At 60.3% G+C, this 26,362-nt stretch carries 26 protein-coding genes; 8 read left to right on the top strand and 18 right to left on the bottom strand.

Annotation, left to right across the window (positions count from 1 at the left end; translation table 11 throughout):
* Positions 1-8 precede the first annotated feature (8 nt).
* The 7 genes from BMY84_RS26325 to BMY84_RS26290 all read right to left on the bottom strand — a co-directional run bounded on the left by BMY84_RS26325 (position 9) and on the right by BMY84_RS26290 (position 8,759).
* The gene (locus BMY84_RS26325) at positions 9-842 is read right to left on the bottom strand and encodes a hypothetical protein (protein WP_143075174.1); all 834 of its coding nucleotides are present in this window, start codon (positions 840-842) and stop codon (positions 9-11) included.
* A 301-nt stretch (positions 843-1,143) separates the two neighbouring features.
* A complete protein-coding gene (locus BMY84_RS26320; protein ID WP_093087902.1) occupies positions 1,144-1,524 on the bottom strand; it encodes a helix-turn-helix domain-containing protein in 381 nt (126 codons plus the stop codon).
* Positions 1,525-1,924: 400 nt separating this feature from the next.
* A complete protein-coding gene (locus tag BMY84_RS26310) occupies positions 1,925-2,416 on the bottom strand; it encodes a DUF2726 domain-containing protein (RefSeq protein WP_093087899.1) in 492 nt (163 codons plus the stop codon).
* Between the two features lie 8 nt (positions 2,417-2,424).
* Complete coding sequence (mobF, locus tag BMY84_RS26305; protein ID WP_093087897.1) at positions 2,425-5,451, bottom strand: MobF family relaxase; 3,027 nt, start codon at positions 5,449-5,451, stop codon at positions 2,425-2,427.
* A gap of 3 nt (positions 5,452-5,454) precedes the next feature.
* Complete coding sequence (locus BMY84_RS26300; RefSeq protein WP_093087896.1) at positions 5,455-7,752, bottom strand: type IV secretion system DNA-binding domain-containing protein; 2,298 nt, start codon at positions 7,750-7,752, stop codon at positions 5,455-5,457.
* Entirely contained in the window at positions 7,742-8,032 is a 291-nt protein-coding gene (locus tag BMY84_RS26295) for a ribbon-helix-helix domain-containing protein (RefSeq protein WP_093087895.1), read from the bottom strand. Before BMY84_RS26295 ends, BMY84_RS26300 begins: the two co-directional genes overlap by 11 nt.
* Positions 8,033-8,516: 484 nt before the next feature.
* The gene (locus BMY84_RS26290) at positions 8,517-8,759 is read right to left on the bottom strand and encodes a hypothetical protein (RefSeq protein ID WP_093087893.1); all 243 of its coding nucleotides are present in this window, start codon (positions 8,757-8,759) and stop codon (positions 8,517-8,519) included.
* 423 nt (positions 8,760-9,182) lie between these two features.
* Here BMY84_RS26290 and BMY84_RS26285 point away from each other — a divergent pair, with 423 nt between their 5' ends.
* Positions 9,183-9,401, top strand: coding sequence for a hypothetical protein (locus BMY84_RS26285; RefSeq protein WP_093087892.1), 219 nt, complete (start codon positions 9,183-9,185; stop codon positions 9,399-9,401).
* Positions 9,402-9,516: 115 nt separating this feature from the next.
* Here the strand turns inward: BMY84_RS26285 and BMY84_RS26280 are convergent, their stop codons facing one another.
* The 3 genes from BMY84_RS26280 to BMY84_RS30015 all read right to left on the bottom strand — a co-directional run bounded on the left by BMY84_RS26280 (position 9,517) and on the right by BMY84_RS30015 (position 12,658).
* Positions 9,517-9,741: a hypothetical protein gene (locus BMY84_RS26280; protein WP_093087890.1), complete on the bottom strand. Its 225-nt coding sequence runs from the start codon at positions 9,739-9,741 to the stop codon at positions 9,517-9,519.
* A gap of 366 nt (positions 9,742-10,107) precedes the next feature.
* Entirely contained in the window at positions 10,108-11,058 is a 951-nt protein-coding gene (locus BMY84_RS26275) for a M28 family peptidase (RefSeq protein WP_093087889.1), read from the bottom strand.
* Positions 11,059-11,062: 4 nt separating this feature from the next.
* Positions 11,063-12,658: a hypothetical protein gene (locus BMY84_RS30015; protein ID WP_177204213.1), complete on the bottom strand. Its 1,596-nt coding sequence runs from the start codon at positions 12,656-12,658 to the stop codon at positions 11,063-11,065.
* A 609-nt stretch (positions 12,659-13,267) separates the two neighbouring features.
* Between BMY84_RS30015 and BMY84_RS30930 the strand changes: the two genes are divergently transcribed.
* A complete protein-coding gene (locus BMY84_RS30930; protein WP_177204212.1) occupies positions 13,268-13,795 on the top strand; it encodes a hypothetical protein in 528 nt (175 codons plus the stop codon).
* A gap of 61 nt (positions 13,796-13,856) precedes the next feature.
* On the opposite strand, the gene BMY84_RS26255 is transcribed toward BMY84_RS30930, so the two are convergent.
* Positions 13,857-14,057, bottom strand: coding sequence for a hypothetical protein (locus BMY84_RS26255; RefSeq protein WP_093087884.1), 201 nt, complete (start codon positions 14,055-14,057; stop codon positions 13,857-13,859).
* 95 nt (positions 14,058-14,152) lie between these two features.
* Positions 14,153-14,473 carry a DUF736 domain-containing protein gene (locus tag BMY84_RS26250; RefSeq protein ID WP_093087883.1) on the bottom strand — a complete coding sequence of 107 codons (321 nt, stop codon included), beginning with the start codon at positions 14,471-14,473 and terminating at the stop codon, positions 14,153-14,155.
* 378 nt (positions 14,474-14,851) lie between these two features.
* Here BMY84_RS26250 and BMY84_RS29495 point away from each other — a divergent pair, with 378 nt between their 5' ends.
* Positions 14,852-15,058, top strand: coding sequence for a hypothetical protein (locus tag BMY84_RS29495; RefSeq protein ID WP_143075172.1), 207 nt, complete (start codon positions 14,852-14,854; stop codon positions 15,056-15,058).
* Between the two features lie 268 nt (positions 15,059-15,326).
* Entirely contained in the window at positions 15,327-15,809 is a 483-nt protein-coding gene (locus tag BMY84_RS26245; protein WP_093087882.1) for a hypothetical protein, read from the top strand.
* Positions 15,810-15,868: 59 nt separating this feature from the next.
* On the opposite strand, the gene BMY84_RS26240 is transcribed toward BMY84_RS26245, so the two are convergent.
* The 5 genes from BMY84_RS26240 to BMY84_RS26220 all read right to left on the bottom strand — a co-directional run bounded on the left by BMY84_RS26240 (position 15,869) and on the right by BMY84_RS26220 (position 21,084).
* Positions 15,869-16,870 carry a MucR family transcriptional regulator gene (locus BMY84_RS26240; RefSeq protein WP_093087881.1) on the bottom strand — a complete coding sequence of 334 codons (1,002 nt, stop codon included), beginning with the start codon at positions 16,868-16,870 and terminating at the stop codon, positions 15,869-15,871.
* A 479-nt stretch (positions 16,871-17,349) separates the two neighbouring features.
* Positions 17,350-17,652, bottom strand: a complete 303-nt coding sequence (locus tag BMY84_RS26235; RefSeq protein ID WP_093087879.1) for a hypothetical protein — start codon at positions 17,650-17,652, stop codon at positions 17,350-17,352.
* Between the two features lie 68 nt (positions 17,653-17,720).
* Complete coding sequence (locus BMY84_RS26230; RefSeq protein ID WP_093087878.1) at positions 17,721-19,580, bottom strand: ParB/RepB/Spo0J family partition protein; 1,860 nt, start codon at positions 19,578-19,580, stop codon at positions 17,721-17,723.
* A 98-nt stretch (positions 19,581-19,678) separates the two neighbouring features.
* Positions 19,679-20,095: a DUF2958 domain-containing protein gene (locus BMY84_RS26225; protein ID WP_093087876.1), complete on the bottom strand. Its 417-nt coding sequence runs from the start codon at positions 20,093-20,095 to the stop codon at positions 19,679-19,681.
* Positions 20,092-21,084, bottom strand: coding sequence for an ArdC family protein (locus BMY84_RS26220; protein ID WP_093087875.1), 993 nt, complete (start codon positions 21,082-21,084; stop codon positions 20,092-20,094). The genes BMY84_RS26225 and BMY84_RS26220 overlap by 4 nt, the downstream gene beginning before the upstream one ends.
* 443 nt (positions 21,085-21,527) lie before the next feature.
* Between BMY84_RS26220 and BMY84_RS26215 the strand changes: the two genes are divergently transcribed.
* The 4 genes from BMY84_RS26215 (at position 21,528) to BMY84_RS26200 (ending at position 24,881) form a co-directional block, all read left to right on the top strand.
* Complete coding sequence (locus tag BMY84_RS26215; protein ID WP_093087873.1) at positions 21,528-21,956, top strand: HIRAN domain-containing protein; 429 nt, start codon at positions 21,528-21,530, stop codon at positions 21,954-21,956.
* Between the two features lie 242 nt (positions 21,957-22,198).
* A complete protein-coding gene (locus BMY84_RS26210) occupies positions 22,199-22,780 on the top strand; it encodes a hypothetical protein (protein WP_143075171.1) in 582 nt (193 codons plus the stop codon).
* Positions 22,781-22,782: 2 nt separating this feature from the next.
* Positions 22,783-23,331, top strand: a complete 549-nt coding sequence (locus BMY84_RS26205; RefSeq protein WP_093087871.1) for an HD domain-containing protein — start codon at positions 22,783-22,785, stop codon at positions 23,329-23,331.
* A 371-nt stretch (positions 23,332-23,702) separates the two neighbouring features.
* A complete protein-coding gene (locus BMY84_RS26200; protein ID WP_093087869.1) occupies positions 23,703-24,881 on the top strand; it encodes a Fic family protein in 1,179 nt (392 codons plus the stop codon).
* A 39-nt stretch (positions 24,882-24,920) separates the two neighbouring features.
* On the opposite strand, the gene BMY84_RS26195 is transcribed toward BMY84_RS26200, so the two are convergent.
* On the bottom strand, positions 24,921-26,348 hold the full coding sequence (locus tag BMY84_RS26195) for an anti-phage deoxyguanosine triphosphatase (protein ID WP_371262451.1): 1,428 nt from the start codon (positions 26,346-26,348) through the stop codon (positions 24,921-24,923).
* Positions 26,349-26,362: the final 14 nt, after the last annotated feature.

The following is a 26,362-nucleotide window of genomic DNA, read 5'->3' as shown; positions in this document are numbered from 1 at the left end:
GGCTAGGCTCAGGCCTTGATCTCTCGTCTGCTGAGGTAGAGTGCCTCCATTATTGCGACCACGAAGTTGCGAAATATGTTGGCGAAAGTGTCCGGCACCATGAACAGGCGGCGCTCCTCCGGGACGAAGCTCATCAGCGTCTCGGCGACCCCTAGACTCGCTAGGTCGGGTTTCCGTAGTCGCTTCAGAAGGTCAGCCTGAGCCTTCTCGAACTTTGGAAGCCAGCTTGGGGTCGGCCGTCCTCCGCTGTGAACGTAGAGGTGACGGAAAGCGACGAAGTATCTCCACATCGCCTCAACATCGGTGAAATTCATACAAATAGTTCTTGCCGAAATTTGTATCATGAAGTAGCGTAGGGCGCTGCTATTCTCGAGATACTTCTTGATCTCGATCATAATTTTTGGTTCCCGGAGGCCGGCGTCGGCCGATATGCTGCCTGCTTCGACCAAAATTCTCTTAATGGTATCTTCGAACATCGCGAAAATCAGGATAAACTCGTTGCAGTTGATGAAGGTGAGAAGTATCTCCTTCGCCGTCACGTTGCCAGCTGCAATCAACTGACTGATATCGGCCAGGTCGAGTCCACGCTCTTCGCCGATCTGCGCAGAATTTAGGGAGAATCCGATCGCGGCGTGCAAGATTTTAGTTCTATTATAATCATTTTCTGCTGAGCTCACAGTCTCCATCAGCAGTTCCGCTATCTCAAGCTCCGACGCTTGGTCTATTAGATAGTGGCTGACGATGTTCGTCGACATCAACATCGAGTAGTTGCGGAAGAAAGATTCGTAACCGGGATCCGCACCGATTTCTGGCTTCAGCATTGATATCGTCATCTGCTTCACAAAAAACTCCATGATGGTGATGGCGCTTCTCTCGCGATCAGAGCGCAATGTCTGCGGTAACGTCAATAAAGGCGAGCCTCGTTCGCCTGATGCACCGCGAACGACTGCAAAGTCCCCCGACCCAGTCGAAATCCGAATGTCCGGTTCTGGGCGCGGCCATATCGCTGTCTAACGGCTTGGATTGGCGCATTGCTGTCAAGTTGGCTCATCACCGGGGCGAGAAGCCGGTCATTCAAATTCCCGTGCCTTCTGCCAAGGTAAGGGCATCCTTCACATTAGACCCTCGCATACCAGTCGGCCATCAGAAGGCGACGCCGTCAGGATTAACGTCGAGGCCTCTGGACGCAGACTGCTTTTCGCTTTTCCTTTGTTGACGGCGCACAGTCGCGGCAAAGGTGCGGCCGCGCTGCGGCAGCTTCTCCGCAGCCATCGCGAGACCGAGTTCGTCGTGACGAACATCTACAAGATCTGCGAGACGATCGATCAGCCCCAGTGCGACGAGAACATCGGCAAGCATGCCGATGCCCACTCCCGGATCACCGCTTTCCAGTCTCCCGATCGTACTGGCAGAGGTGCCCGTGCGCACTGCGAGGTCGGCACGCGCCATATTGCGGCGCAGCCGTGCCGCACGGATATCCTGGCCAAGCCTTGCAAGTGCGGATTTTGACTTGAGCGAGCTCATCTCAATTGTCCATATATGACATCTAATAACTTTTAATGCCTCATATATGATAAAGTAAGATAAAATTCAAACAGGCGCGATATGCCGCGTTCGACATAAGACTAAGCAATGCCTCCGCGCACGATTCAACTCTCCCGGCCTTGTGGCGGCAGTCCATCTCGCGCTGCTCCCCGGTGGACGGATCCGATGACGATATCCTTGCGCAGGATCTGGCCCGTCCTTTCGTCCTGAAAATCCTCCATGGTAATCACGCGGTCGCCGACGGCAAGAATAGCCCGGTCAAGATGGTCGCCGGTTGGTACCGATCGCTGATACCGTCGGCCCGGCGGAATATGATCGCGATTTACTAATTTTCGCGGCCACACTCATGTCGGCATATTCGAGCGGACCGCCCCCCGCCCTATTCCCGCAGCGACACCAAAAAAGGCATGACATCCGCGAGGCTGGCACTCGCCGACGCCGGAATGCGGACAGTGTGATAACCTGCCCTAGCTGTCATAGCGTCCCGTCTGTCGTCGCGGACAGCCTTGTGGCTTCGATCATCGACCTCGATCAGCGCAATCACCCTGCCAGTGGTCCGATCCTGCACCACGAAGTCGACAATTTTCTGCGAAAACACATTCCGGGCCGCATGACGTCTTCGGCGATCAACTCGGGCAGAAGGTTTGAGCAAGGCGCCCATTGCGACCTGCGCATGGATCCGGTGCGCCGGCAGCAGATGTTCCAACGTCTCTAGCATCGCCTCTTCGCGAGCCGTCATGAACGACTTCGCAATCGGGGTGTCTGCGGCATTTCGCCCGCCAAGACCGAGCAGCACTGACCCAACCTTCAGCAGGACAATTGTCGATATACCGAAAACGATGATAGACAGAACATTCAGGTAATTCACCATGTGCCTCCTTACAGATCCAGGCCGAGGCTCCGCTCCGGCAGCGCCGGCAGGATTTCAGCGCGATCCGTGCGCGTGCGGCCCTCCCTATCGGTGGCGGTCGGGTCATGGCTGTTGGCACCGCCGGGATTTAAACGCTGGTCTCGCCTCGATAGGGGCGCCACATCGCTAAGTCCCAGACCTCCTCCCGGTACTGAGCGCTCCATCCCGCCTGTCATGCCGTCGATGTCGAGCCGACCGACGGTTTCGAGCGCCGAGGTCTTGTTGCCCGGATTGCGGGCGAGTTGCGCTACCAGCTTCGCTTTATCATCCACGATCAAGGTCAACTGATCGCGAACGCGCGTTACGCCGACGTTGAACAAGCGCTGATTGGAGAGGTTCGCTTCGTAGCTGGCCATGACAGTGATGGCTTTGTCTGTCGTGATGCCCTGCGCCATGTGCATGTTGAGGCTATAGGCAAGGTCGAGCCGAGACAGCATAGGGTCGGAAAGACCAAGGGTAAGCCTTTGCTGCCCTGCCGTCTCGATTGTTATTCCGCTCCCGTCGACCGCCACGACAGTCGCAAGGGCAGCGTTGTGCAGGTCCCGTGGCTTATCATTGGCGGTCCAGCGGATACTCTCACCCTGCCGGATCTGGATCTCCTTCTTTTGGGAGAGCTGAAGCCGATCGCGAATTTCAGTGGGGGATAGCTTGCGCGGATTGAGTTGGGGGCGCTGGCGGCCGTTGCGCAGATCGACCTTCCCATTGCTACGCACGGCAACGACATCGTAGCGGCCAGCCTTCAGCCCAACATCCTGGGCGCCGCCCCGACCGACCTCTAACGTCTGGCCGGCGGCGTAATTTTTCGCATAGCGCAATTCCTCACGGGTAAGGTTGACGCGCTCATAGACGGTGAGGCTGATGGCCGCGCCGCGCAATGTGCCCTCTGCGCCAAGGCCCTCCTGTATCCGCTCGTTGATCGCCGCACGCGCTTCGCGGCCCGACGCGAAGACCGCAGTGCGCTCCCGCTCTTGCGGTGACAGGCCAAGCCAGCGGTCCGCAGCATCTTGAGCGGGGCTCTCCGATTCAATGACATTGTCTCGCAGAAGACGAATGGCGAGGCCCGACTTCCCCACATTTGCGAGCGACGCAACGGTTCGAAGCAGGGTCGTACGTTGGCGGATATTCTGGTCCATGCGCGCCATCGTCCCGCCACCGGCCTGGATCATGGCAAACGCCTTGCCGGCATCGATCGAAGATAATTGCTGGCGGTCGCCGACAAGGACCAGCTTTTCGATTGCGAGCACATCAGCGATCTGGTGGAGCTTTAGCATATCCCGCGACGACACCATGGAGGTTTCATCGACGACGATCATCGTGTTTGCGAGGCCGACACGGACCTCGTCAAAGCGTGGGCCACTCTGCTCGGTGATGAACCGTTGATGGGCAAGGACGAAGGAAGCAATGGTCTGGCTTCTGATGCCCGCCCCTTCCGCCATGTCAGCCACCATTTTGTTTTGGAAGGCGAGGCCTAGAACGTCACGCCCTTCCGCCTCGGCGACACGTGCCACTGCGGAGAGCATGGTGGATTTCCCCGCACCTGCGATGCCTTGGACGATCACCGTCCTGTCCGTGGAGGAGACGACCAGCCTAGCAGCTCCAAGCTGCCCGGCGTTGAGCTCATGATCGGAGGCCCCCTGAAGCCGTGCAGACGCTTCAACGGCCGCGACGATCGGGATTGATGCCCCCCTCCCTGCTTCTACCAACCCAAGAATCTTCTCCTCGGTCGCCAGCGCCTCTTTGGTCGTGACCATGGAGATGGTCCCATCACTTTCGCGTCCGACACCGGGAATGAGCATACCGCGCTGTGTCAGCGTCGCTAGGCGCCTGTCGACATGATCGATCGTGACTCCTTTCAGCCCAAGGTCCAGCGCGGTCTTGGCAAGGTCGATGATCTTGAAAGCAGCCTCGCGCTCGGCATGAATCCGGACCGCCGATGCGACGGCGAACTGCGCGCGAGCAGCCGATGGTGCCACCATCATTCGGGCCAGACCACGATCGACCAGAGGGTCATCCGGGCCAAGGATGCCGGACAGCTTGTCGAGAGTGGTGACAATTACCTCCTTGATGCCATGGTAGCCGCGGTGAAGTACTCCCTGCGCTCGTTCCTGAGTGCTGCGCGTCTGCGCCATCGACAGCAGATCCTGGCCGGTAAATCCCAGGCCCGCTGCCTTCTCCTTCCAGCCTCTCCCTAGCGCGATACGATCCTCGACATTGAGCTTAGGATTGCGCGTGCGGATCGTAATAGAATCGCGCCCCGAATGTGACACGATGCCCAACTCGGCCGCCCTCCCCAGGATCGTCTCCCGACGCTGGCTGAAGGCATCGATGATGTTCTTTGGCACACCGGCAACTTCGAATGCGCCATGCTTACCCTTCATGTCGATCACATAGCCCAGCTTCTCCAACTCATTGCGCAGGGCGGCATGATAGATGGCACCAATGACGCTATTGGCTTTCCAAATGGCTCGATTGTGAAGAGCCTGCCATGTCCCATTCGGCATCCGGGTCAGGTTGGCGACGACCGCATGGATATGACCCTGCGGGTCCAGCGCGCGGCTGGTGTCATGCTCGAACAGGGCATATACAAGGTTGCCGGTCCTGATCGGGACCTTCCTGCCATCGATGTCCCGGCGACCCTCGGCGAGGTTCCTCTCTACCCATTTCATGGTGGACTGCACCGCGCTCATATTGGCTGCCAGAATGCGTCGGTCGCCGGCGACATAGGCCATGATCGAGGCCGACTTGGGCATCGAGAAAGTAAGATCGGTGCCCGATTGGCGGTTTTCGACCTGGGCAACCCCGGTGCCGTCGGGAAGAATGCCATTGAGCGTTCGTTCAAAGGCGTCCTTTGTGACCTGACCGGTAAGACCGAGTTCCTGTGCGCCCTCGCCTGCCCAGATGCTCACTTCGGATGAACCCTCGACGGTATAATAATTGTCCTTCGCGAAATAATTGGCCGCGCCGGCGGCGGAGCGAACAGGCGCAATGGAAAGCATCGATCAGATCCCGAAATCGTCGGTGTCGAGACCGGCTGAGAGATCGTGTCGCAGCTCTATGAGCGTCTGATCCTCCACTTGCAGATCGGCAGATCCGGCCTTGCCCTCGGCACGCTCGGATGGACCGCGCTCCTGCGACGATCGCCGCTGCTCATTTTCCGCTGAACTGCCGCCGCTCTCAATACTCCGCGACCGTGTTGCATTGCCGGCCAGCATGTCGCTGACGCGGTCCGTCCTGCTGCCATCCTCGGCCTGCCGCTCATCATGCGTCGATGGGGGCCGGTCCTGATCGAGCGCGCCGCTCGCGATGGTCGGATCGGTCACATTCTCGATCACCTGAGCCGCACCGTCACGACCTCCGGCTTCTCCGTTCTGCTCCTCCTGAAAAGCGCCCTCCCCTCGGTTTGACCGGAGCGGCCGGATATTCTCCCGGCGCACAAAGCCCTGCGCCACTGACGGGTAATCACGATATTGGAGGACGAGGCGGGCCGCGGGAAATCCATCGGGAAATTTGACGAAGGCATGGAGCGAGGGAAGGTTGGTGATGTCGTCCGCGATCACCAGCGGTTCGGTCTGCTTGCGCGGAGTCAGCGTCGATGCGTCGCGTGTGTTGTTGTAACCATAGCTATAGGCCTCATCCATCTGGCGGACCTCGCGGTTGCCGATATAGCGCGTGCATTGTTCGGCGGTGTCGAGATCGGAGGTAGCGAGGATCAGCTTCGACCGCGCGAGCGAGGCCAGATTCTTCGCACCATGCTCTCCATAAACTTCCACCAGCTTCTCGAAACTATGCAGCCCCAGGATCATTGCACCGCCAAAGGCGCGGGCGGTCTGGAGACCATTCTCGATCGCCGGGATGCGGTGCAGCGCGCCCAGTTCGTCGAACATAAACCAGGTCCGCAACGACCGGGTTCGGGGCATCGACATGAGATTGTTGATCGCAAGGTCCATCCACAAAGTGAGCAGCGCCTTGTTCATCGGCAGATCGAGATAGTGGGACGTGACAAAGAGGATGGAACCAGGCTGCCTGTCGCCGGTGATCCAGCCCCGAATAGAAAAGGGTTCGCCTTCTTCGGGGAGGAACCGAAGCACCTGCGCGTTCGTGTTGAAAACCGCGCGAATGGATTCCGCCATGCGCGCCGCCTCTGGCGCGGTCAGCGGGTCTGCAATGGTGTTGGAAAGATAACGGTGAACGTGCGCCAGATCGGCCGTCATCAAATTTTCCGACAGTGCGAGATTGGTGGCCTGACCGCGCTCGATCAGGCGCATGCACATCTCGATGAACAACGTGCGTGCAGCAAGCGCCCAGAAGGGTTCGGACGATCCGCCATCGGAGGGAATGAGAGCAGCTGCGGCAGAGGTAAATTCGCTATGGGAGGAGCAGTCATTGAAGATCGACCAGGCCGGGCAGCGCTCGTCCATGGGATTGAGGATCGTATCGCGCGCGGGATCGTAGAAGGACGCTACATAGGCGCCGGTCAGGTCGAATATGACCGCGCTGTCGTGCCGCTCTCGCATCTGCGCGACCAGACTGCGCAGCTCCGTCGTCTTGCCTGAGCCGGTGGTGCCGATCAGCATGGCGTGCGATTGTTCAAGCCGATGCGGAAAAGGGATGCCCCCCAGGCTATAGGGATGATGGATGCCCCTTCCCTTTTGCGCGGCAAAGGGAAGCCGAAGAACCTCCGCAGGCGTCATGCCAGGGCATAGTAGTGCGACATCCTCCTCGAACTTGATACGGTTATGTTCGATGATCTCGGATCGCAGCAAGGCAACATCGACCAGCATGGCGCCGCGCTCATGCCTTTCCTGGAGGATCGACTTGCCCCGGCGCTTGGAAATATCGACGAACCAGATGGCAGCAGGAATGGTAATGAATACCGACAGCAGAAACGACCCGATCAGTCCGCGTATAGCCACGTCCCAGGCGCGGATCACATCGGGAATATAGGGAACTGCCGACATGATGGTGCGGATGATATCGCCGCTCGGCAGGGTGACGTTGACCCTCTTCATCGGATCGAGATCGACCCAGTTCCAAAGCCCGGAATAGATTTTCATGCAGATGAGCTGAAAGCCATGCTCATCCAGCTTCACCGACATGATGCCGAACCAGCAGGCCAGGAATATGAAGAACCAGAAGATGACGGGCATCTTCGCTCCCGACAGCCACATCATCATTTCGTGCGAAAGGAGCTGGCTGCCGCGCGTGAAATTGCCCGAATTACGCTGCACCTTGCCACGCGCGGAGTGGTGGCTGAGCGGTATGTTCTGACCGTTGCTGCGGATGTCGTTACGCGCCATGGTAGAGCTCCACGCGCTTGTCTGTTTCCGCGACGATCCGTTCGCGATATTGGGGGAATTGCTCCCGAAGGATCACGTCCAGAGCAAGGTGCTGAAACTCGCCGATCCGCGCGAGGCGCAGCCGGCTCATATCCTTCATGGAATTGCCGGATAGGAGCAGGTCTACCGCCGCTCGAATTAGATCGGCGGCGGGCAATCCTCGGTTCCGGGATTGCTGCTCCAGGCGCTCCCACTGATCCTGTTCGAGGCGAACCGTGAAACGCCGTTGCTTGATTGTCATCCACTCAACCTCCTAGCAGGGAGGCTGGCGGGGATTACGAAAGTTGGCTTTGGATAGCGTAATTCCGAACGCATCGCAAGTCGTCAGACAATGTATGCGCAGAAAATCGAGTATTACAGTCCAATATTTGCGAACCAAATACCCCGTCCTACAATGTCTGACACCGAACACACAAAAATTACGTCTGTTTTATTGGCTTTTATTGAACCACCAGGTGCATGGGGTGTGCTGCCCGACTGCTTAGGAGGGCACCAAGCAAATGGCTTGCCGGCTCCGCAGTGCCGGCTCTGCTTTCCCGGTCCATCGGGCCGGGTCGCCGATCCTGCAGGGATTGGCTCCGCCCGGCGGGCGGAAGGATATGGCCTCGCCATATCTCGCCGCGGCATGAGGGGTTCACCCCCTCTACGCCACGGCGAAAACGCGCCACGAAAATGGCCATGGAAAGGCCAAATCGACACCTGTTGGAGGTCTGCCCGCGCCTCAATCACGGATCAGGCCGGACATGGCAGGAGGCAACCGAGCAAAGATAGTCCAACTCCACCGCAAGCCAAAGCGCGTCATCGTCCAGCTTGCTCTCCATCATGCGCTTATTGCGGCAAGCTTCGATCGTCATCGCAGACCAGTCGATCATGTCTGTCAAAACCTCGAACCGGGCAATGCGGCGCGTCGCTTTCAGATAGTCCGCTTCGACCCGAGCAAGGCGTCGAATGTCAATCTGCACGTTCATAACTGCTACTCCATCTCATGATTGATGGAGCATCGGGGGAGTGATCGCCGGTCATTGTCAGGGACGGCGCAGCCGCCGCCGGGCGGGGCGTGGGGGAGCCGATTTCGTCGTCGCCGGAACGGAGCGAAGCATAGTGAGAGCGGCGTCGAAATTGGGGGCACCGCGCCTCCTTGACCATGGCCGGCGAGCATCTCCATGCTCGAAAGACAATGCGAGTTCCCTCCCCCCGGATGAACCGCCGACGATATGTAGAAGCGTAGGCCCGATGGTCTGTATCGACACCAAGCGAGGCAAGTGGACGAGACGTCCAGTTGAGACGATCGAGCAGGAAAACCGGGCGTAAAATCAGGGTGATTGAGATAAGCGGATGGATGGCTATAGTCGACCGGTCCACAATCCGATCCGACATAGGAAAGATGATCCATGGCCAAAGATCTGGACAAGGAACGGGCTGCCATTGCGGCGGACGAAGCGAGGCTCGCGGACCGCAAGAAGCAGCTTGCGGAAAAGGAACGTGACCTGTCGCTCAAGGCTATTGAAAGGGCGGGCCTTCTGAAACTCTCGCCGGAGGATCTGGAGGCGCTGCTTGCGCGCGTCCGCAAGCTGGGCTTCGAGGAGGTTCGGAGGCGCCTGGCGGCTTAGCGCGCCCCTTACTCCCTCCCAGCAGATGGGCAGGCCGGGCTCGATGCCCGGCCTGCCCAATGTTCCGCGCCGAAAATGAGAGGGGGAGAGCCGTGCTGGCCCTCCCCCTTGCGCATCAATATTCGTCAATCCGTTCGCCTCGGACCGTGTGTACGATCCGTTCGATCAGGGGCATCGGCAGCACGCCATAATCGCCCTCGTCGATAGTTATATATCCGCCCTCCGCGTCGCTGATGACATGCTGGTCGAAATAGCTGCTGCGGGCGCGACGCTGCGCGGATTGCAGCGCCGAATGGAAGGCGGCCTGATCCTGGGCGGCGGCGGTCGAGATCATCTGCATGGCAAGCTCCTGATGTCGTGAATGACAGCAGGCCCCGCGTCGGGCGGGCGAGGTCGGGTCAAGGAGCGCCGGCGCAGCCGGCGACCGCGAAGCGGGCGGTGGGGGAGCCGATTTTGTCGGCCGTGCCGGTCCGCGCAGCGGGCCGGTGCGGCCGACAAAATTGGGGGTACCGCCGATCCTTGAGGCGGCCTTGCCCGCCCGCCACCATAGGAAGTCTGTGAGAGATATTCCTCCGTTACCAATCCTGCCGAGGCGTAGCGCCGCGCGGCCCGGCGGGGCCGCGCGGCACGCGAGCGAGCGAACCTGTCTGCCGCCTCGGAATTGATGGCTGTCGCTCGACGGGAGCCGACCGACAGCCATGCTTCGTCACGACGCCATCAGGGGTCGATAGCCCGCCTCCTCGTCGGCCCAGAGCGCGATCTGAAAATCCTCCAGTGTCACGCCGCATTCCTCCAATATCCTTGCTGCCGTCATGGGATATTCTGCTACGGCATCGGCAAGGTCATCGCGCTCGCTGGGATAGCCCCATCCCCATCGGTCATGAGCCGGGTCAAGCGGATCACGTTCGATCACGAGTTGATCGCTATCCAGTTTGACCATTGCCGCGAGAAGCCTTTCGCAATGCGCGATATCCAGCGTTTCACGCGGTCCATGCTGACCATGATAGCCGACCGAAAGATTGCTGCATTCGGGGATCGCGCCTGCATATTCGTTGGTGTCGGTGAAGACGCCTGTATTATCGGGGGCATATTGCAAATCCGGGCCAAGAGCATTGAGCGCCGTGGCCATGCTGGCCGCAAAGGCGTCAGAGCATGTACGCCCATGGCTTTGATGGGTGATGACATCACCATAACCGGCCCGGTCGAAGGCGATCGCAGCATCCACGCCCTCAAGTAAATGCGGCGTATTGCGCATGATCCAGCGCGAGCCAAGACAGCCACGTTCCTCGCCGCGATGGAAGATGTAAAGGCCGGGGCGGCGGGCCGCGATCATATTGAGCATGATCCATATTCCCGCCCCGTCATCTGCTCCAAGACACATGCCCGCCTTGCCGTTCTGCAGGCGCGCTATGCCCTTCGCGTCGACATCTACATTCTGGCGCCCGCCACGGGCAGCAACGGTGTCGATATGGCAGCTCCAGATGATCCGGGGCCGCACGCCGATGCTCAGCATGCGATTGCCATATCCGTCCTTCGTCATGCCCGGTACCTTATCGAGAAATTCCCGGCAGAAAGCCCGTTCAATATCGCTGTCATGCGGGCGCGCCCATGACAATATTTCGAGGAGGCCAGCACGGCCCTGCACATCATGTCGCATGGGATCAGGCTCCTGCATGGGAGGAAGCCACCGAAGGCAAAGCCATCGCGGTGACAGACAATATGATCTCAGGCACTGCGCTCGCCTGCGGCGCGTCTCCCGGCAGCGCTGCGCTTTGATGCGACAGGGCGGAAGCCGATGACGCCAATCGGAAACGCGCGTGCTCCGCTTCTTCGCGTTGGCGGCGCAATCGCACGGCGCGCGCCTGCTCTCCTGCCGCTTCCCATTTGGCGACAAGCGAGTGGATGGCCGCCATGTCCGCATGGAATGAGAGGCGGGTCACAATATGGGCGTTGCGCATCGCCGCATCATCGTCATCGAACGGTTCGGGCAACTCCTCGTCGCATAGCCATTCTCCATGATATTCGGTCAGGTCGTCCGCATGATACCATTCATCCGATGCGTCGCAGCGACGGCAGCAATCCCTGTCCCACCACTCATCGCGATCACTGAGATAGACCGCGCCAAATTCATCTGAGTCATCCGCAAGAATGGTACTTGAACCATGATTGGCGTGAACCGTGATGAAGTCTTCGCTGTCGCTGTAATGGCGCTGATTATGGTCGCAATAGGTCGTCTGGTTATGGAAGCAGTCGCTGCACCATTCCTGCTCGTCACCATCGGGGAATTGGACCGTCTCGCAAGGCTCGGCTTCGTTATCGCAATTCTCGCAATACCATGGGACGTCGGCAAGGCCCGTCGTCGCACCCGATGATATGCGGCCGTGGCCGATGATCAGATGCTCTCCGTCGTCCTCAAGGTTGTCGCCATGATCGATATAGGGCACGACAAAATGATCGCCATGCGGGATGCGCTGTATGCGTGCGCCATTGAGGCTACCCGATACAAAGCCTGCCTCCTCAAGAAGCAGGGTAAGGCGCGAAACGTCCCCATAGACGCTGGTATAGATGCTCCGTTCCGGCCAGATGATGCAACGCGCCTTCGCATCGTCACGGGGACCGATATAGGCCAGCGCGGTATCCGGCCCCGCATATGCCCGAACGGGGTGGCAGGGGCTGGAAAAATGGTCGGCACGATGCGCCATGCAACTGGTCGGGCCGCCGACATAGACTTCTTCGATCTCGTCGGCATCCTGCGTGATTGTGAGAGTATTTTCCTGCAACTGGACGGAAAGACGGGCGCACCAGCCTTCGATTGCCTCATTATCGAGATGCTCGGAAAAATAGCGATGAAGATAGCGCCCCGGCGACATGATAAGCTGGCGGTCCAGCGCGCCCTTGGCGGCGTTCTCGGTGAATGCGATTTTGCCTGCCTGCTTGGTCGAGATATGGCAGAAATGTTCTTCATGCCGCGCTCTGTACCACGGCTCTTCGTGCCATGGCGTAGGGGTGTAGGTGGCGTCGGCGAAGCGCAACTGCTCGCGGGTCTGCCAGTCGATGTCGCCGGGATCGGTGCCTGCCAGCGCGACCCGTAGGGCGATAGTCGGCATACGGCGCAGGATGGACTGGCGGGCGGCTTCGGCTTCCGCGAAGCTGGGCCAGATATATTGCTGATCGGCATGGGGAGCGAAGACGAACTCGGCGGTGACGGGCCGCCAGTCATCTTGGGAAAGGGGGTGCAGTATCTGGAACTGTGCCATGGACATGACTCCACGTTCGCCATGCGCTTGGGGCCGCGCAGGCGGGGTGATCGGATCGTGGTTTGGGGAGGCTCAGCGGGGCGTCGGCACCAGATCGGTCAGGGTGCGGCTTTCAACCCGTGCATCGCCTTATGATGCTGATATTTTACGGGCTGGCTTTGCGGGCATGGGCGCGGCGTTCGCCTTGCTGAACCATATCGTCCTCCTTCTGCCCCTTTAAGATCAGGCCCCCCGGAAAGGGGGGTGGGCGGCGAGAGCGACCAGAAGACGCCGGCAAGGCGGGCCAGGGCACCGCTCAGGGGTCCCGGGCGCGCAGCGTTCGGGGTGGCGGGCGAAATGAATGTGGAGAACCCCTGTTCAAGGGGTTGCCAGGGACCGCGACGGGGTCAGAAGGGAGCGCCGGCCACCCCGCTTGCCCGGGAGGCCGGACATACACACGCCGCCGCGTTAGCGGCGTCCACCCGTGCGGCCCCGTGGGCCGCGTGCGCGCGAGTGATCGTCACCTGGAAGGCCCAGACCCTCATAAGGGGCTGGGCGCGTACGCGCTTGAAAAGCGTGGCGCGTAGAGCGCGGCCGCAGACCTGCGGCGCGTCCTGAAACCGGTTTGTCTTGCCTGCCGCCGGCAAGGAAATCGGCGTCATGCCCAGATCGTCAATACAGGAGCAGCATCGGCTCATCATTCTGATCAGCGGGAGCGCACGGCAAATGACATGCGTGCGCACGATGATCGGTCTTTGCCTGCAATGGATGATGGCGCTGACCTTCGCACCCTCAGCCCATAACACTATCCTGCGTTTCTGCCGTCATTTGGGTCCAGCGGCCAATAATGTCCGCCATCGCCTCGCGATAACCAAAGGCATCGATATAGAGTGCGCCATCATGCTGGCTGAGATATCCCACCACTGTCGCGATGTCGGTGGCGACTTCGAGATCGAGGCCGAAAAGATCGGCGATCGGAAAATCACCAAGCTCCGGGCCATTCCACCAGGCCATGAGGAAGCGGGCGACACGCGCTGCCTGACCTGTATCGCTGCCAGCCAGATCGACGAGGCGCGCAAGCGCATGAGACGTGGCGTCGCATCGATGGCGATAGTCTGCATGGTCACCCCCCATGAGGTCAGGAAGGATGCAGACTAGCGCAAATATAGCCACTGCCAAGAGCCGGCCCCTGCGACAGGTGTCCCCCATGGCAGTGCCATCATGCGGAGCGATAATCCTCATGTTCGAGGCTGCAACTCTCCATGCACCAGACGTTGCCGAGATCGTCGGCAGCAGAAGGCAGGTCGATCTCGCCGGTATGAACCGCTTCGATCGCGGCGGCGAGGGTATCCGCCTCGACGGTGATGATGGTCCATTTTTCTACACGCAGCACCTGCGTCACCTTGATGGCATGCTTCATGATAACTTCCTTCGAAGAGCAGCTGTGGCATGGTCCGAACATGCTGGAAGCGGGAGCCGGACTGCGCGTCGCAGCCCGGCTCCCGCCTGGTCCGGTCAGTTGACCGGGTTCCAGATGATGGCGAGCGTATCGTCATCGTCCTGACCGGCCGCGCGCCCGAGATTGGCGTAGAGCGGGCGATTGCCCAGTTCCGGTGCCGAGAGCGTCAGCCGCACATATTCGCGCTGACTGACCTCGCCGATCCCAATCCAGCCGCCGCCCAGTTCGACAGCGCCGGCCATCACCCGATAGTCGGGCTGCTGACCAACCTTCCCCCGATTGGGGATGATCTGGATTTCGGCACTGATCGAAAGGGTGCGGATCGAACCCTTGAAGCTGCCATCCGCCTGACGCTGCACATAACCGATTGCTGACATTGTTCGTCTCCTTGATTGATCGCCCGACCCGCTTGCCGGGCGATGTGCGGACCTGAAGGAGCGACTGGAGGCAGGGCCGGAACCGTCAGGCCGGAGCGTGAAGCGTAGGATCCGGGGGCGAGGCCGATTTGTAGCGAAGCGGTCGCGAGGAGCGCCTGGTACAGGCGCGGGGAAATCGGTTTCGAAACCGGATTGCAGGGCATGCCGGTCGCTCCAGGTCATACGCAACACGCCGGACAAGCGGTGCGCGCGCTCGACGGAGACACAAGATTGCATGGATGTGCCGCCTGGAGCCGTGGCAGCGCAGGATGATTGCTCCCCCTTGTCAGTCCGGTTTGTCAGCGCCAATAGGTCGGAGAAAGGGGCATCTCAGAGAATATGGGTGACAGGATAGAGAAGTTGATCGGCCGACTGGCGCCCGAGCCGGTGTGCGACGACTGCCTCGCGGAGCGTCTCGACCTTGGCCTGGAAGAAGTTCGACAGCAGATCCATGCCCTCACCGGGACGCGCAGCCACGAACGTACGACCGCTCGCTGCACATTGTGCGGCTCCAGCAAGATCGGTACCCGGCGGATCGGGCGCTGACGGCCCGGCGGCTTTACATCGGGTAACGAACGCACATGTTCCGCATATCCTCGCAGAGGCTGACAGGCCACTCTCCTTCGTCGAGCGGCCGGTAGGGTTCCGCAGCTATGTCGATGAAATCAGCCCGCTGTACCGGCCCCGACTTACAAACATCATGCGATGTCGGGAAAAGGGAGAGGGAGCAAACGTCATCTGGCTGACATACGGCCCAGGCCAAAATTGATATTCCCGCTTGCGGCCTCCCTCCTTCGGATGTCAGGAGGCTGTAATGAGACTTCTCGACAGTCTGGCCGCAAGCTATCGACATTATATGCGAGGTATTGAGGGCCTGCCCGGCATTCACTTGCTGGATATCCCGGAGCGATTTGCGAGCAGAACGCTTCCCCTGGGGCGCTATTACCCGATCATGGTCGAAACCGAACTTGAACGGATCGAACTCGATCATTTTTTGCGGGTCGATCGACCGCAACTGGTAGTGCCCGACCTTCTGGACAGACGTCCATCTTCTCTGCAGGGAAACGACATCCTCATTTCCCATTATGATCCCACCCATCCGTCATGGCCGTGGCTGCTGTTGTGCCAATGGCCTCGCATCTTCGCTGAAGCGGTTCCCGCCGATAGCGATTTCTTCGCGCGTCAGGCTTATACGGTGGAGATATTTTCTACATCGCTCGATCGCGCCGCCGCCACGAAACATCTTCTCGCGTCCCTCGCGGAAAATGGACTTGCGGCAATCTTCATCGAGCGGTGACGTTCGATTTCATGCAGCGTCATGGCCGAACGAAGCGCGGCCATGACGCTGCAGCATATTCAGTCGGCTGTGGCGTCGGGAATACGAACACCCAGCTTTTTGCGAGCCTTCTTCTTTTCAGGTTGAACCGTGCTTTCTTCGTTCGGCTTTTCGGGCGTAGCCGACGCCTTGGAAACCTTGGGCGCTTTCCGAGGCGCAGGCGCTTTGGGCGAAGCCACAGGCTCCGACGGGATGGGTGTCTCAGCTATGGCCTCGACCGTTGCATCCTGCGGCACCGGCTTGGCAGCGGCAGCCCTGACCGGCTTTTTCTTTGCAGGCGCAGCCTTGCTTGCCGCCGGGCTTGCTACAGGAACCGAAGGCGCGGATTCGGCGGTGGACGTCGATGGCTTGGCAGCTTTCCGTGTGGCGCGGACAGGTTTGGCAGAGGCAGGCTCGACGGAGGTAGGCTCAACAGGGGTAGGCTTTGCAACGGCCTTGCGCGTTGCAGTCGACTTTTTCGATACCGCCTTTGCTGCTGCGGGCTTGGCGACCGGGGCCTTCTTGCCTTCAACCTTGGCAGGCGCATCCTGCGCAGGCGCCTCAACCGCCGGGGGAGCATTTGCCGGTTCGGCGGCCGGGGTCACAATGTTCGCCGTGTCCGCCGTCGATTTCGGAGCTGCCTTTGATCGCCGGCCGCCAAGTCCGGTGCGAGCGGCCACGACGCGGCGCTCATCCGCATAGGCCTTGGCGACCATCGGATAATCCTTGGGAAGATTGTAGCGGGCGCGATATTCATCAGGGGTAAGGCCATTGGCAGCAAGATGGCGCTTGAGAAGCTTGTAGGGCTTGCCGTCGATCAGGCTCAGCAGATGGTCGGGCGATGCCAGGCTCTTGCGGATGCCAACGGCCGCAACATGGGCCGGCTTTTCCGCCGCCGCGACGACCGGCTCGGTTGACAGGGCCGCGCGGGTCGATGCGATAAGGCCAGCGAGATCCTCAGCCGCCACACTGTTATTGCCGACATAGGCGCTGAGCAGCTGCACTGTCAGCTGTGTGAGATCGGACGTGTCAGACTCTGCCATAACTTGCTCCATCATCGGGCACGATCTGTGGTGCCTTCAGCTTGTCTTCATCGAACCAGAATTGGACGGAGTAAAGTGTTCAATCAGCTTTGAGGGCTCGGTTGACAGAAATTGGCTGCTGCGCGCATGCGTTGATCGACGACCGGAATGATTGTCATGACCGTATCTTGCCTGATGATTGCGGAAGCGCAGCATCTGCAGCGCGCGGTATCTGAGTGTCAGTGCCGGAGCGTCGGCACATGCGTTCGCGACTTAGCTCACGGGGCGCCCCGGTCAGAGATGGCTCACAACGCCGTTGCCGGCACGACGAATACAGTCCCGGATACCGGCAGAGCCGCGCGGGGCCGATCCTGCAAGGATGGCCCCGCGCGGCGCGATTTTTTCCGGCTCACCATATATTTCGCCAAGGCGTCAGGGCGATAATCCACCAACGCCCGGCATTGAGGACGGCGTGAGAATGCTCGCGCCGCCCTCCAGGATCAGACTGCCAGATTGGTCAGCCGCACCATATAGTGCGGCTGGGTGCCGCTATGGTCGGCACCGAGGCAGGCACGGCAGGTCTCGACAATCTGCATCCATATCGCCTGTGGCATGTCGCTATCGCTGCCTTCGCCATTAAGGCTTGGATCGACCAGCACGACGACATCGGACCATTCGTCGATCCTTTCGCAGCTACCCCAGAAGAATTTGGGCGTGGCGGTCCACAGCCATGCCTTGAAGTCCGCATTCTTGAAGGCGTTCGGCATATTGATGACGAGGCTGCGCCCGATCATGACGTCCATTGAAAGTCCCCTTGTTGCAAAGACCGGCATAAGCAGGGCGGCGCATCGGCGCCGCCCTGCCCGGCATGTCAGGCGGCCAGCCGCTGGGCATCCTCCGGCTCGCAGACTTCGGAATCCTCGCCATGCGGCTCGTCGCCGGTCCCGGCTGTCATCTGGCCGTCCATATCCGCCGCTTGCTCTTGCGCGTCGGGTTCGCACATCTTGTCCTGCTTCACTGCATGGGCATGGGCGATGACGGTCGCGACGCCGCCCCGATCGGTATAGGCGGCAGGCGGAAAGCGCATCCAGCGCGGCACCCAGCGCTCGGTGCGGACGCGCCCGTCGGTGCCTGCAAGATAATCGCGGATGATCTGCTTCAGGACTTTGGTCTTCTCCTGCCTGTTCGCATCGGCGACCAGCTTTCCGGCTACCTCCTCAACAAGTTCCAGCAGGACCTGCCGGTCGCGGATGGGTTCGAGGAAGGCCTCGTCTGCTTCCCACCAGTCGGCCATGTCGATGCCGAGGGAAAGCCCCAGCAGTTCGACAGCGCCGCTCCCCGCACTCAGCGTCTCACCCATGACGATGGCGACCAGCCGCATGATGTCCTCGTCGGGCAAAGCCATGAGCCGATGGAAGAGCGGCGCAATACCGGAAAAGCTGTCCAGCAGCACAGTCTCATCCTCACCGATGGCAAGCAGGTCGAGCATTTCACGTCGCCTTGCCCCGAACAGAAATTCGCCGGGCGACAGGCGCAGGCTTTCGTCGGTCGCCTCGTTGCGCGTGCTCATCGGCTGCATGCGCAGCGACCAGACCGGCGAACCGGCAATGGCATGGGCGATCATCATGCGCAGCGCCATTTGCGGCTGGGAAAGCAGCGCCGCGCGCGCCGCGGCATGGCGATGAAGGTCGATATAGGCTGTCAGCGTGGAGGTCAGTTCGGCCCGCACCGGCTTTATGCCTGCTGCTGCGGCTTCCCCCTTCGCGGCCTTCTCGGCTTCCCGCATGGTGAGATAGCCTTCATGGCAATTGGTTTCGCCATTGGCGCGGACCTCGATGTAAACCCGCCCGCCTTTGCGCTTGGGCGTCCGCCGATATTCCCAGCTATGGAAATAGGCGCCCCGGTCCATGATGATGACATCCTGCCAGCCTTCTTCGAGATACGCCTCTTTCCGGGCAGCAATGGCGGCATCCTGCGCGGCCCAGAACTGGCGGGCATCGGCAAAATAGCCTTCTTCGCCGAACAGGTCCGCGACGATCTGCCCTTTGTAGGTGGCAAGGTCGAACAGCGCGTTCTTCACCATGACAGACTGGCCGCCAAGAAGCCATGATTTGAGATTGCCGCCGACCGGTGCGTGGCTGTCAGGGTCGTCGAGAAGTTTCAGCCATTCGCGCTGCTGGCTCTTGCTGGCGAGGGTGAGGTGTCGCACGGTCGAGGCGTCGATTTCTTCCCGGCGATAGAGGCTGCGGATACGCGGCATAAGATTGCCGAGCGCGAGGATGCGTTTCACCCGCAGTTCGGGAATGGCGAAGGTCGCGCCGATTTCGTCCGGCGTCTGCCCTTCCTTGACCAGCCGCACGAAAGCCTCCCACTGGCTGACCTCGTCCGGTGCAAGCCGGGCGAAATTCTCCAGCATCGAGGCTTCGAGCGCATCGGCGTCATCGCTTGTCTCGAGAATAGCGGCGGGAACCATGAACGGCTCCCCCTCTCCTGCCCCGGCTTCCAGGGCGGCACGTCGTTCATCCATGACGATCTGCGCGGCATGGCGGCGGCGATTACCCGCGACGACCTCGAACAAATCCGTGTCTGGCACGGCGCGCACGAGAATCGACTGGATCACGCCACGCTTGCGAATTGAGGGCAGGATATCCGAGACGTCCGGCGCCGTGGCGTGGCGCATGTTGATTCTGGAGGCAACGAGCTTGTCGGCAGGCAGAAAATCGAGTTTCATGACTTCACACTCCATCAGGATGGGCCGGTCCGTCGCTTTTGAATCGGGTGGGCGGACCGGCTTGGAAATGCGGCGGAAGCGCGCCGCACGCTTACCGTTCAGAAGAACGGAAACTGTGCATTCGGGGATTTGCGGATGATCTCGCGCAACGTTGCCTCGGCATTGATGATCGAGCCGGTGAGCCGCGCATAGCGGGACCAGAAGGAAATCGGCGCCATGGGGGCGAAACCGATGTCGCGTTCGATGGTCATTCCGAACGGCAGCCGGACGCTCTGAAATTCGGCAAGGCTGAAGCTGCCCAGTTCCGGGCAACCGAAACCAAGGTCGGCAAGGCCGAACAGCGTGTCGCCATCCTCGTCCATTTCGGTGACGAGCCATGTTGCTGCGCCTACCGGATTGAAGAGTTTGACGACCGGTCTATGATCCGGCTCGTCTGTGCCTTCTGCCTGTGCAGCCTGATGCGCCAGCGCATTGGCGCGCAGGGTTTCGATATGCTCTAGTTCGAGGAGGGTCATGCTGCGGCCCTCCTGTCCATCGCTTCCATATGGCGGGCAAGCAGCCAGTCGGCGGCCTTGGTCGCATGGCTCGCCGCGCGGAAGATCGCGCGATTATCTTCGCGCAGCACGTCGAGCCATGTGCCGATATAGTCGGCATGGCGCACGGTCGGCTCGATGCCGAGTGCGGCGCACAGGAAGGCCGATCCCATTTCGGCGACCAGTTCCTCGCGGGCATAATCCTTGCTGCCGAAAGGATTGAGCAGTTGCCGCCCCAGCCGCGTGGCATGACCGGTCGCATGGGTCAGTTCATGGAGACAGGTGCGATAATAGTTGATCTGATCGAAAAAGGCCGGTTGCGGCGGCACCTGTACGAAGTCAGGTACGGGCGCATAAAAGGCACGATCGCCTCCGACACGAAAGTCCACGCCGCTCGCTTCGATCAGATTTTCGGCGACGGGCTGGATTTCCCGTTCGGGGAGCGCTTGCGGTTCGGCCAGCATGGATGGGTGCAACCCTTCGCACTGGGCCACATTGAAAACGGTGAAGCGTTTGAGAAACGGCACGCTCTTGGCTTCGCTGCCGTCGGCTTCCGCACGGGCCTTTTCGCTTTCCGGCACAAAGCGGTCGGCATAGACGACAGTGGTGCCGGTTTCGCCCTTGCGGACATTGCCCCCTGCTTCCAGTGCCTGTTTGAAGGTGATCCAACCTTGGCATGGAAAGCCGCGCTCGATAACCGCGCCCCAGAGAATGAGGATATTGATCCCCGAATAATAGCGGCGCGACAGCGCATTGCGGGGAAGCCCGGGGGCCAGCGCCTCGACATTGCCCCAAGGCTGCACCCATGGGACGCGCCCCGCTTCAAGCTGGTGGATGATCCGGGCCGTGATTTCGTCATAGAGATTGGTCCGGCTGGTCCCCTGCCCTTCCGATCTGGAAGCCCCTGCCGTGGATGCCTTCGCCTTGGCCCCACCGCTACGGCGGGCGCTCCGATTGCTGGCCTGCGCCATGATCTCCTCCTTCTACCCTTCCCATCAGGCCCCCCGGAAAGCGGGGGTGGGCGGCGAGGCGACCAGAGGAGCCCGGCACAGCGGACAGGGGCACCGGAACGGGCGAAACGAAGTGGAGCACCCCAGGAGGAGCGCAGCGACGAGGGGTTGCCGCAGGCCGCGCCGGGATCAGCAGGGCGCGCCAGCCACCCCGCTTGACCGGGAGGCCGTCACCAGCAACACCGCCGCGCGAGCGGCGACCATCAGGTCGTCATGGACGACCCAAGCGCCAGCGATCGAAACCCGCAGGGCCCAGACCCGTTATCGCGGCTGGGTGGATGCCATGAGTGAGCGGTCGCCGCAGGCGAGGCGCCCGTCCCCTGCCGTTCTTCCATGGCCAGACGCATGATCAACAGGCGGAGCACTGGACAGGAGAGCCGCCTCCCATTTAGGGGCGGCGATCCATGCCCCAGGAATTGAGCCTTGCAGTCGTTGGCGCCTTATATCCCAACGCCGACGGATCGAACCGGCTGTTCGAGATCCGGATGCTCAACCCTGGCGACCGAATATTGCTGCAGATCGAACCGTCCAATCCAACCGACCCCAGCGCGGTGGCGGTCTACTCGCACCGCGGCTATCAGATCGGCTATCTCAGCGCTGAACGATGCGGCTGGGTTGGAGGCAAGATCAGGCTGGGCCTAGACGTTCGCGCGATCTTCCAGCATCATCTGGGGGATGGCGCTATCATCAGGATCCGGTTCGACGGGTCCGAACCATCATTGCCACCCCGGCCACCAGAGCCAGCGCTGCTTCCCGAGCAGGATGAGGATGGCCGAAGGATGGAGGATCCGGAATCCGGATTCTGGCCGGACTTCATTCCGCCTGACGACTAGGCCCCGGGAACATGCAGGCGCCTTTCCTGTCTCAGCCGCCGAGCACGACGCGGCTCCCACAAAACCTCCTCGAACATGGGCTCAGGTCTGAATTTATCGTTGTTTTCCGGACGTGCCGGCTCCATTGCTGGAAAGATACAGGCAGGAGCAAAACTATATGCGCATGGCGAAGACTGCGCAAAACCGTCTCCCAGTCCGACGGCAACCAACGGCTTCTGGCGCTCAATGGGACGCCGGACGACATGGATAAAACAAGCGCATTGAGAAACGTGCCCGCTCGGTCTGGTGCGGCATCAGACCTCGAACGAACCGTCGCCTGGTTACGAGCCATTGGCCTGCAACTTGAGGAGGTGGCCGGCACCAGCGGCTTCCTCAAGGCCGTCCGAATCCATAAGGGCGGTCTCCATTATGATCCGGACCGGGCTCATGTCGCGGATATTCTGCACGAGGCCGGACATCTCGCCATCATACCGGTCTGTTTCCGTCCGCTGGCCAGCGACGATATATCGAAGGTCCAGAGCCTCATGATTGCAGAAATGGTGGCGCTGTTCGCAGAGGATACGACGGTGATAGACTCACCCCTCTGCCGAGCGGTTATGCAATCGGGTGATCCCGAGGCCACGGCCTGGGCGTTCGCGGCCGGACGCGCCATTGGGCTTGACGACAAATCGATCATCAAAGACGGGGACTATGACGGTGAAAGCGCATCGGTACGTCTTGGTCTGTTGATGGGGACCTATGTCGGCATCAATGGCCTCGTTGCCGGGGGCATGTGCGCAGGCACTCGTCTTTATCCAGCCATGATCCGCTGGCTGCAGGAGTGATCATGACAGGCGTTGCGGAACCCGACGATCTATCCGACCGGCTGGCCAAGGCCTGGTCGTTTGCCGCCTGCGTCCATAATGAGCAAAAGGTTCCGGGCTCGGACCTTCCATATCTCAAACATCTGGGGTCGGTGGTCATGGAGATATTGACGGCTCATGCCCTGCTGCCGATCACGGATCTCGCGCTGGCTGCAACATGCGCCATCCTGCATGACGCGATCGAGGATCAGGCGGTGTGCGCTGAAGAGCTCGCACGTGAGTTTGGCCAGGACGTAGCCGATGGTGTATCGGCCCTGTCCAAGAATCTGGCCTTGCCAAAGGCTGAGGCGATGGCAGACAGCCTCGCACGAATAGGCCTTCAGCCGTCCGCGATCTGGTGCGTCAAGCTGGCCGACCGCATAACCAATTTGCGCGGCGCGCCCTCGCATTGGTCGACAGGCAAGATCGAAGCCTATCGAAATGAAGCAGGCATCATTCACGATCAGCTTGGACCGGCCCATGCCATCCTGGCGGATCGACTTCGTCGCGCAATTGCCCGCTATCCGGACTGACAGCTATTTGTCACGGATGTGATCCGCAATATGCTCTTTAGAACCTCACCCATGTTCGCCCACTCGCTTGATCCACCTCGCAAAGGGCGGAACCTTGATGGCAGGGTAAAAAGCGCTAATGAAGCGATGGTATAATTTGCTGGTGTCGCTGAGGACCCATGGCTGTACCGGCGCCGCCTGACGCAAAGCACGGGCTAGCCGCTTGCCTTTTTGCCCAAGCATTAAAGACAGCAATTTATATTAAGCTGGCCGCTACCAGCATCCATTGGATCATCGAAAACCCTTAATATGGCTTCTGAACGGCTTTTCTTATTAAGGTTTTTTGATATAAGCGTTATCAGCATCTCCGCATCTGTCCCATATTAAGGCTTATGAACCGCAACGATCTTGTCCATGCCGTGAGGCAGCAGCTGGAGCGATATCCAGAGCCTTATGACAATCATTATGGTGTCGTACCCCTTGCACCGCCTGAAATCGGTACGGTTCTGGGTGCCATAGCCCACCGGCATATGGCTGCCATTGCGGCCATCGCGCAGGTCGATCAGCTGGCCCACTCTTTCAACGACCCCTATTATATCGGCCGCATTCTGGTCCGCCAAGAAGCAGTCAGCAGTTCCTCGATAGAAGGCACCTACTCCACGCTGGATGAATTGCTTGGCCTCGAAGAGCAGATTGAGGAAGATCGGACCGAGGCCCTCCAGGTACGCGACTATGCCGCTCTTCTGGAGCATATCGTGCCGATGGCACGGGAGCGCGGATCCGTCATTTTCGATTCCGGGCTGATCGCGGACATTCATCGCGAAGTCATGCGGCATGACCCCGATTATCGCGATGTCCCGGGTGAACTTCGTGACTGTGTCGTGTGGATCGGTGGCATTCGCAACATCGGCCAGTCCACTTATAATCCCGCACCGCCTGCTCATGTGCCGCGCGCTCTGGCCGACTGCCTTTCCTATCTGCGAGATGAAGGGATGCAGGCGATGGCCCAGTCCGTCGTGGAAAGGATGGCGATCGCGCACGCGCATTTTGAGGCGGTCCACCCGTTCCGCGACGGCAATGGTCGCGTCGGCCGTTTGCTCATGCCGCTCGTCATGGCTGCTAATGGCCATGCTCCGCTCTATCTCTCGCCCTATATCGAGGCGAACAAGACGCGCTACATTGAGGCGCTAAAGGCAGCCCAGCAGAGACTGGAATGGGCAGAGATCATCGGCTTCATGTCTGACGCGATCGTCGCCACTGTGCAGGAACTACACATCACACGTCAGGCGCTCGCAGAGCTGAGCAGAAACTGGCAGAACCGCCGCCGCTTCCGCGCCGGCGCTGCATCGACGCGCGCTCTCGATATTCTGCCGGCCTATCCCATGATTACCGCAGGCAGGCTTGCCGCCATGCTTGGCGTCGCTTTCCCATCAGCCAATGCCGCAATCGAACAATTGCTGGATGCAGACATATTGCGCGAGCGCACCGGATATCGTCGCAACCGGGTGTTCATCGCGCACGAAGCACTTCACATCATCAACCGGCCGTTCGGTTCAGATATAGAGGGCTGACGGCGAGCCACGATCTTCGCGCCCGCACCAGTCTGCGGATCAGAGCTGGTCGAACACCGATCCCATGCGCGGACTGAAGAGGCGGTCATAGGCCTTGAGGAGCGCGCCATCGGTCATGCCGGCAATATAGTCGCAAATGACACGCCCCACCTCTTCGCCCTTCTCGACCCGGGCAAGATGCTCAGGCGCAAGCAGTGCCCGCGGCTCTGAGGCCAGCGCCTCGAACACGGAAATCACCATCTTCTGGCCCTTGAATTCGAGCTGCTGCACGCTCGCGCTCTGGATAACGGTCGCATAGACAGCCTCTTTCAAGGCACTGAGGAATATGGCTGGCCCCTCTGCCATGCTGGCCCGAAAGCGCAGGAGCGGCTCCTCAAACTCTTCCAGCGTGTCGATCCGGATATGGGTGATCAGATGATGGACCATCCGGCCGATGCACCGCTTGCGCTCCCCGCCTTCGCGAAACAGCGTGTCGATGAGGCGTTCATAGACATTGTTGCCGGATTCTTCTGGATATCTCGCTTTGAGATGATCGAGGAAGGAGCCGCATCTGGCTTCAGGCACCAGCCTGCGGAAATCCGCCTCGCGCATGAGCCGCAAGGTCAGGGCATCTTCGAGATCATGGACGCCAAAGGCGATATCATCGGCGAGGTCCATGATCGAGCAGTCGAAGGATTTGTGCACCGCCTTATGATGCTTGCCGACCTGCGTGCGAATAGCCGTGAACGCCTCGCGGTCCGCGCTGGACAAGGGCGCCAGAATCCAGCGCACGACCGATGCCTCGCTGTCCAGATAGCATTTGGGCGGCTTTGAAGCGGCCCGGTCGATGATGCTGATCGCGGTTGGACTGGCACTGAGCTTCGGCGCACAGGCAGGATTGAAGGCCTGGGAGAAGGGTACCGGATATTTGAGGACGCCAAGCAAGGTCCGGCGCATGAGGTTAGCGCCGGCGGCAGCCGAGAATGACTCCAAGCGCGACAGTATGCGTAGCGTCTGGCCATTGCCCTCGAACCCGCCAGCGGCGCGCATGCAATAGTTGAGCGCCACCTCTCCGCCATGGCCGAAGGGTGGATGACCCAGATCATGCGTGACGCCAATCACCTGGATAAGACTGTGGTCAGGCAGGTGTTCCACCGCCGCATGGTCGGGGAAATCCTGCCGCAGTTGGCGCACGATGCCGCCTGCGATCTGCGCCACTTCGAGCGAATGGGTCAGGCGTGTGCGATAGAAATCGCTGTCGCCAAGGTTCAGAATCTGGGTCTTGCCCTGCAGCCGGCGGAAGGAGGCCGAATGGATGACACGGGCATAGTCGACGTCAGCCTCGTTGCGAGCATCCTCGCTCTGGGCCTTCCAGTTTTCCTGCCGCGCATACCAGCTCATATAGTCGCCATCCCGCTCAAGCTCATTGCAGTTCAGCCTATGCAGGATGGCACGGGCTGCGCCAAGCGGCGAAAGTCGGTGGACCAACACGGCGTCCGGCA

The organism is Sphingobium sp. AP50 (assembly GCF_900109095.1).
Taxonomy (GTDB): Bacteria; Pseudomonadota; Alphaproteobacteria; order Sphingomonadales; family Sphingomonadaceae; genus Sphingobium.
This window is presented reverse-complemented; position numbering and strand designations above follow the sequence as displayed.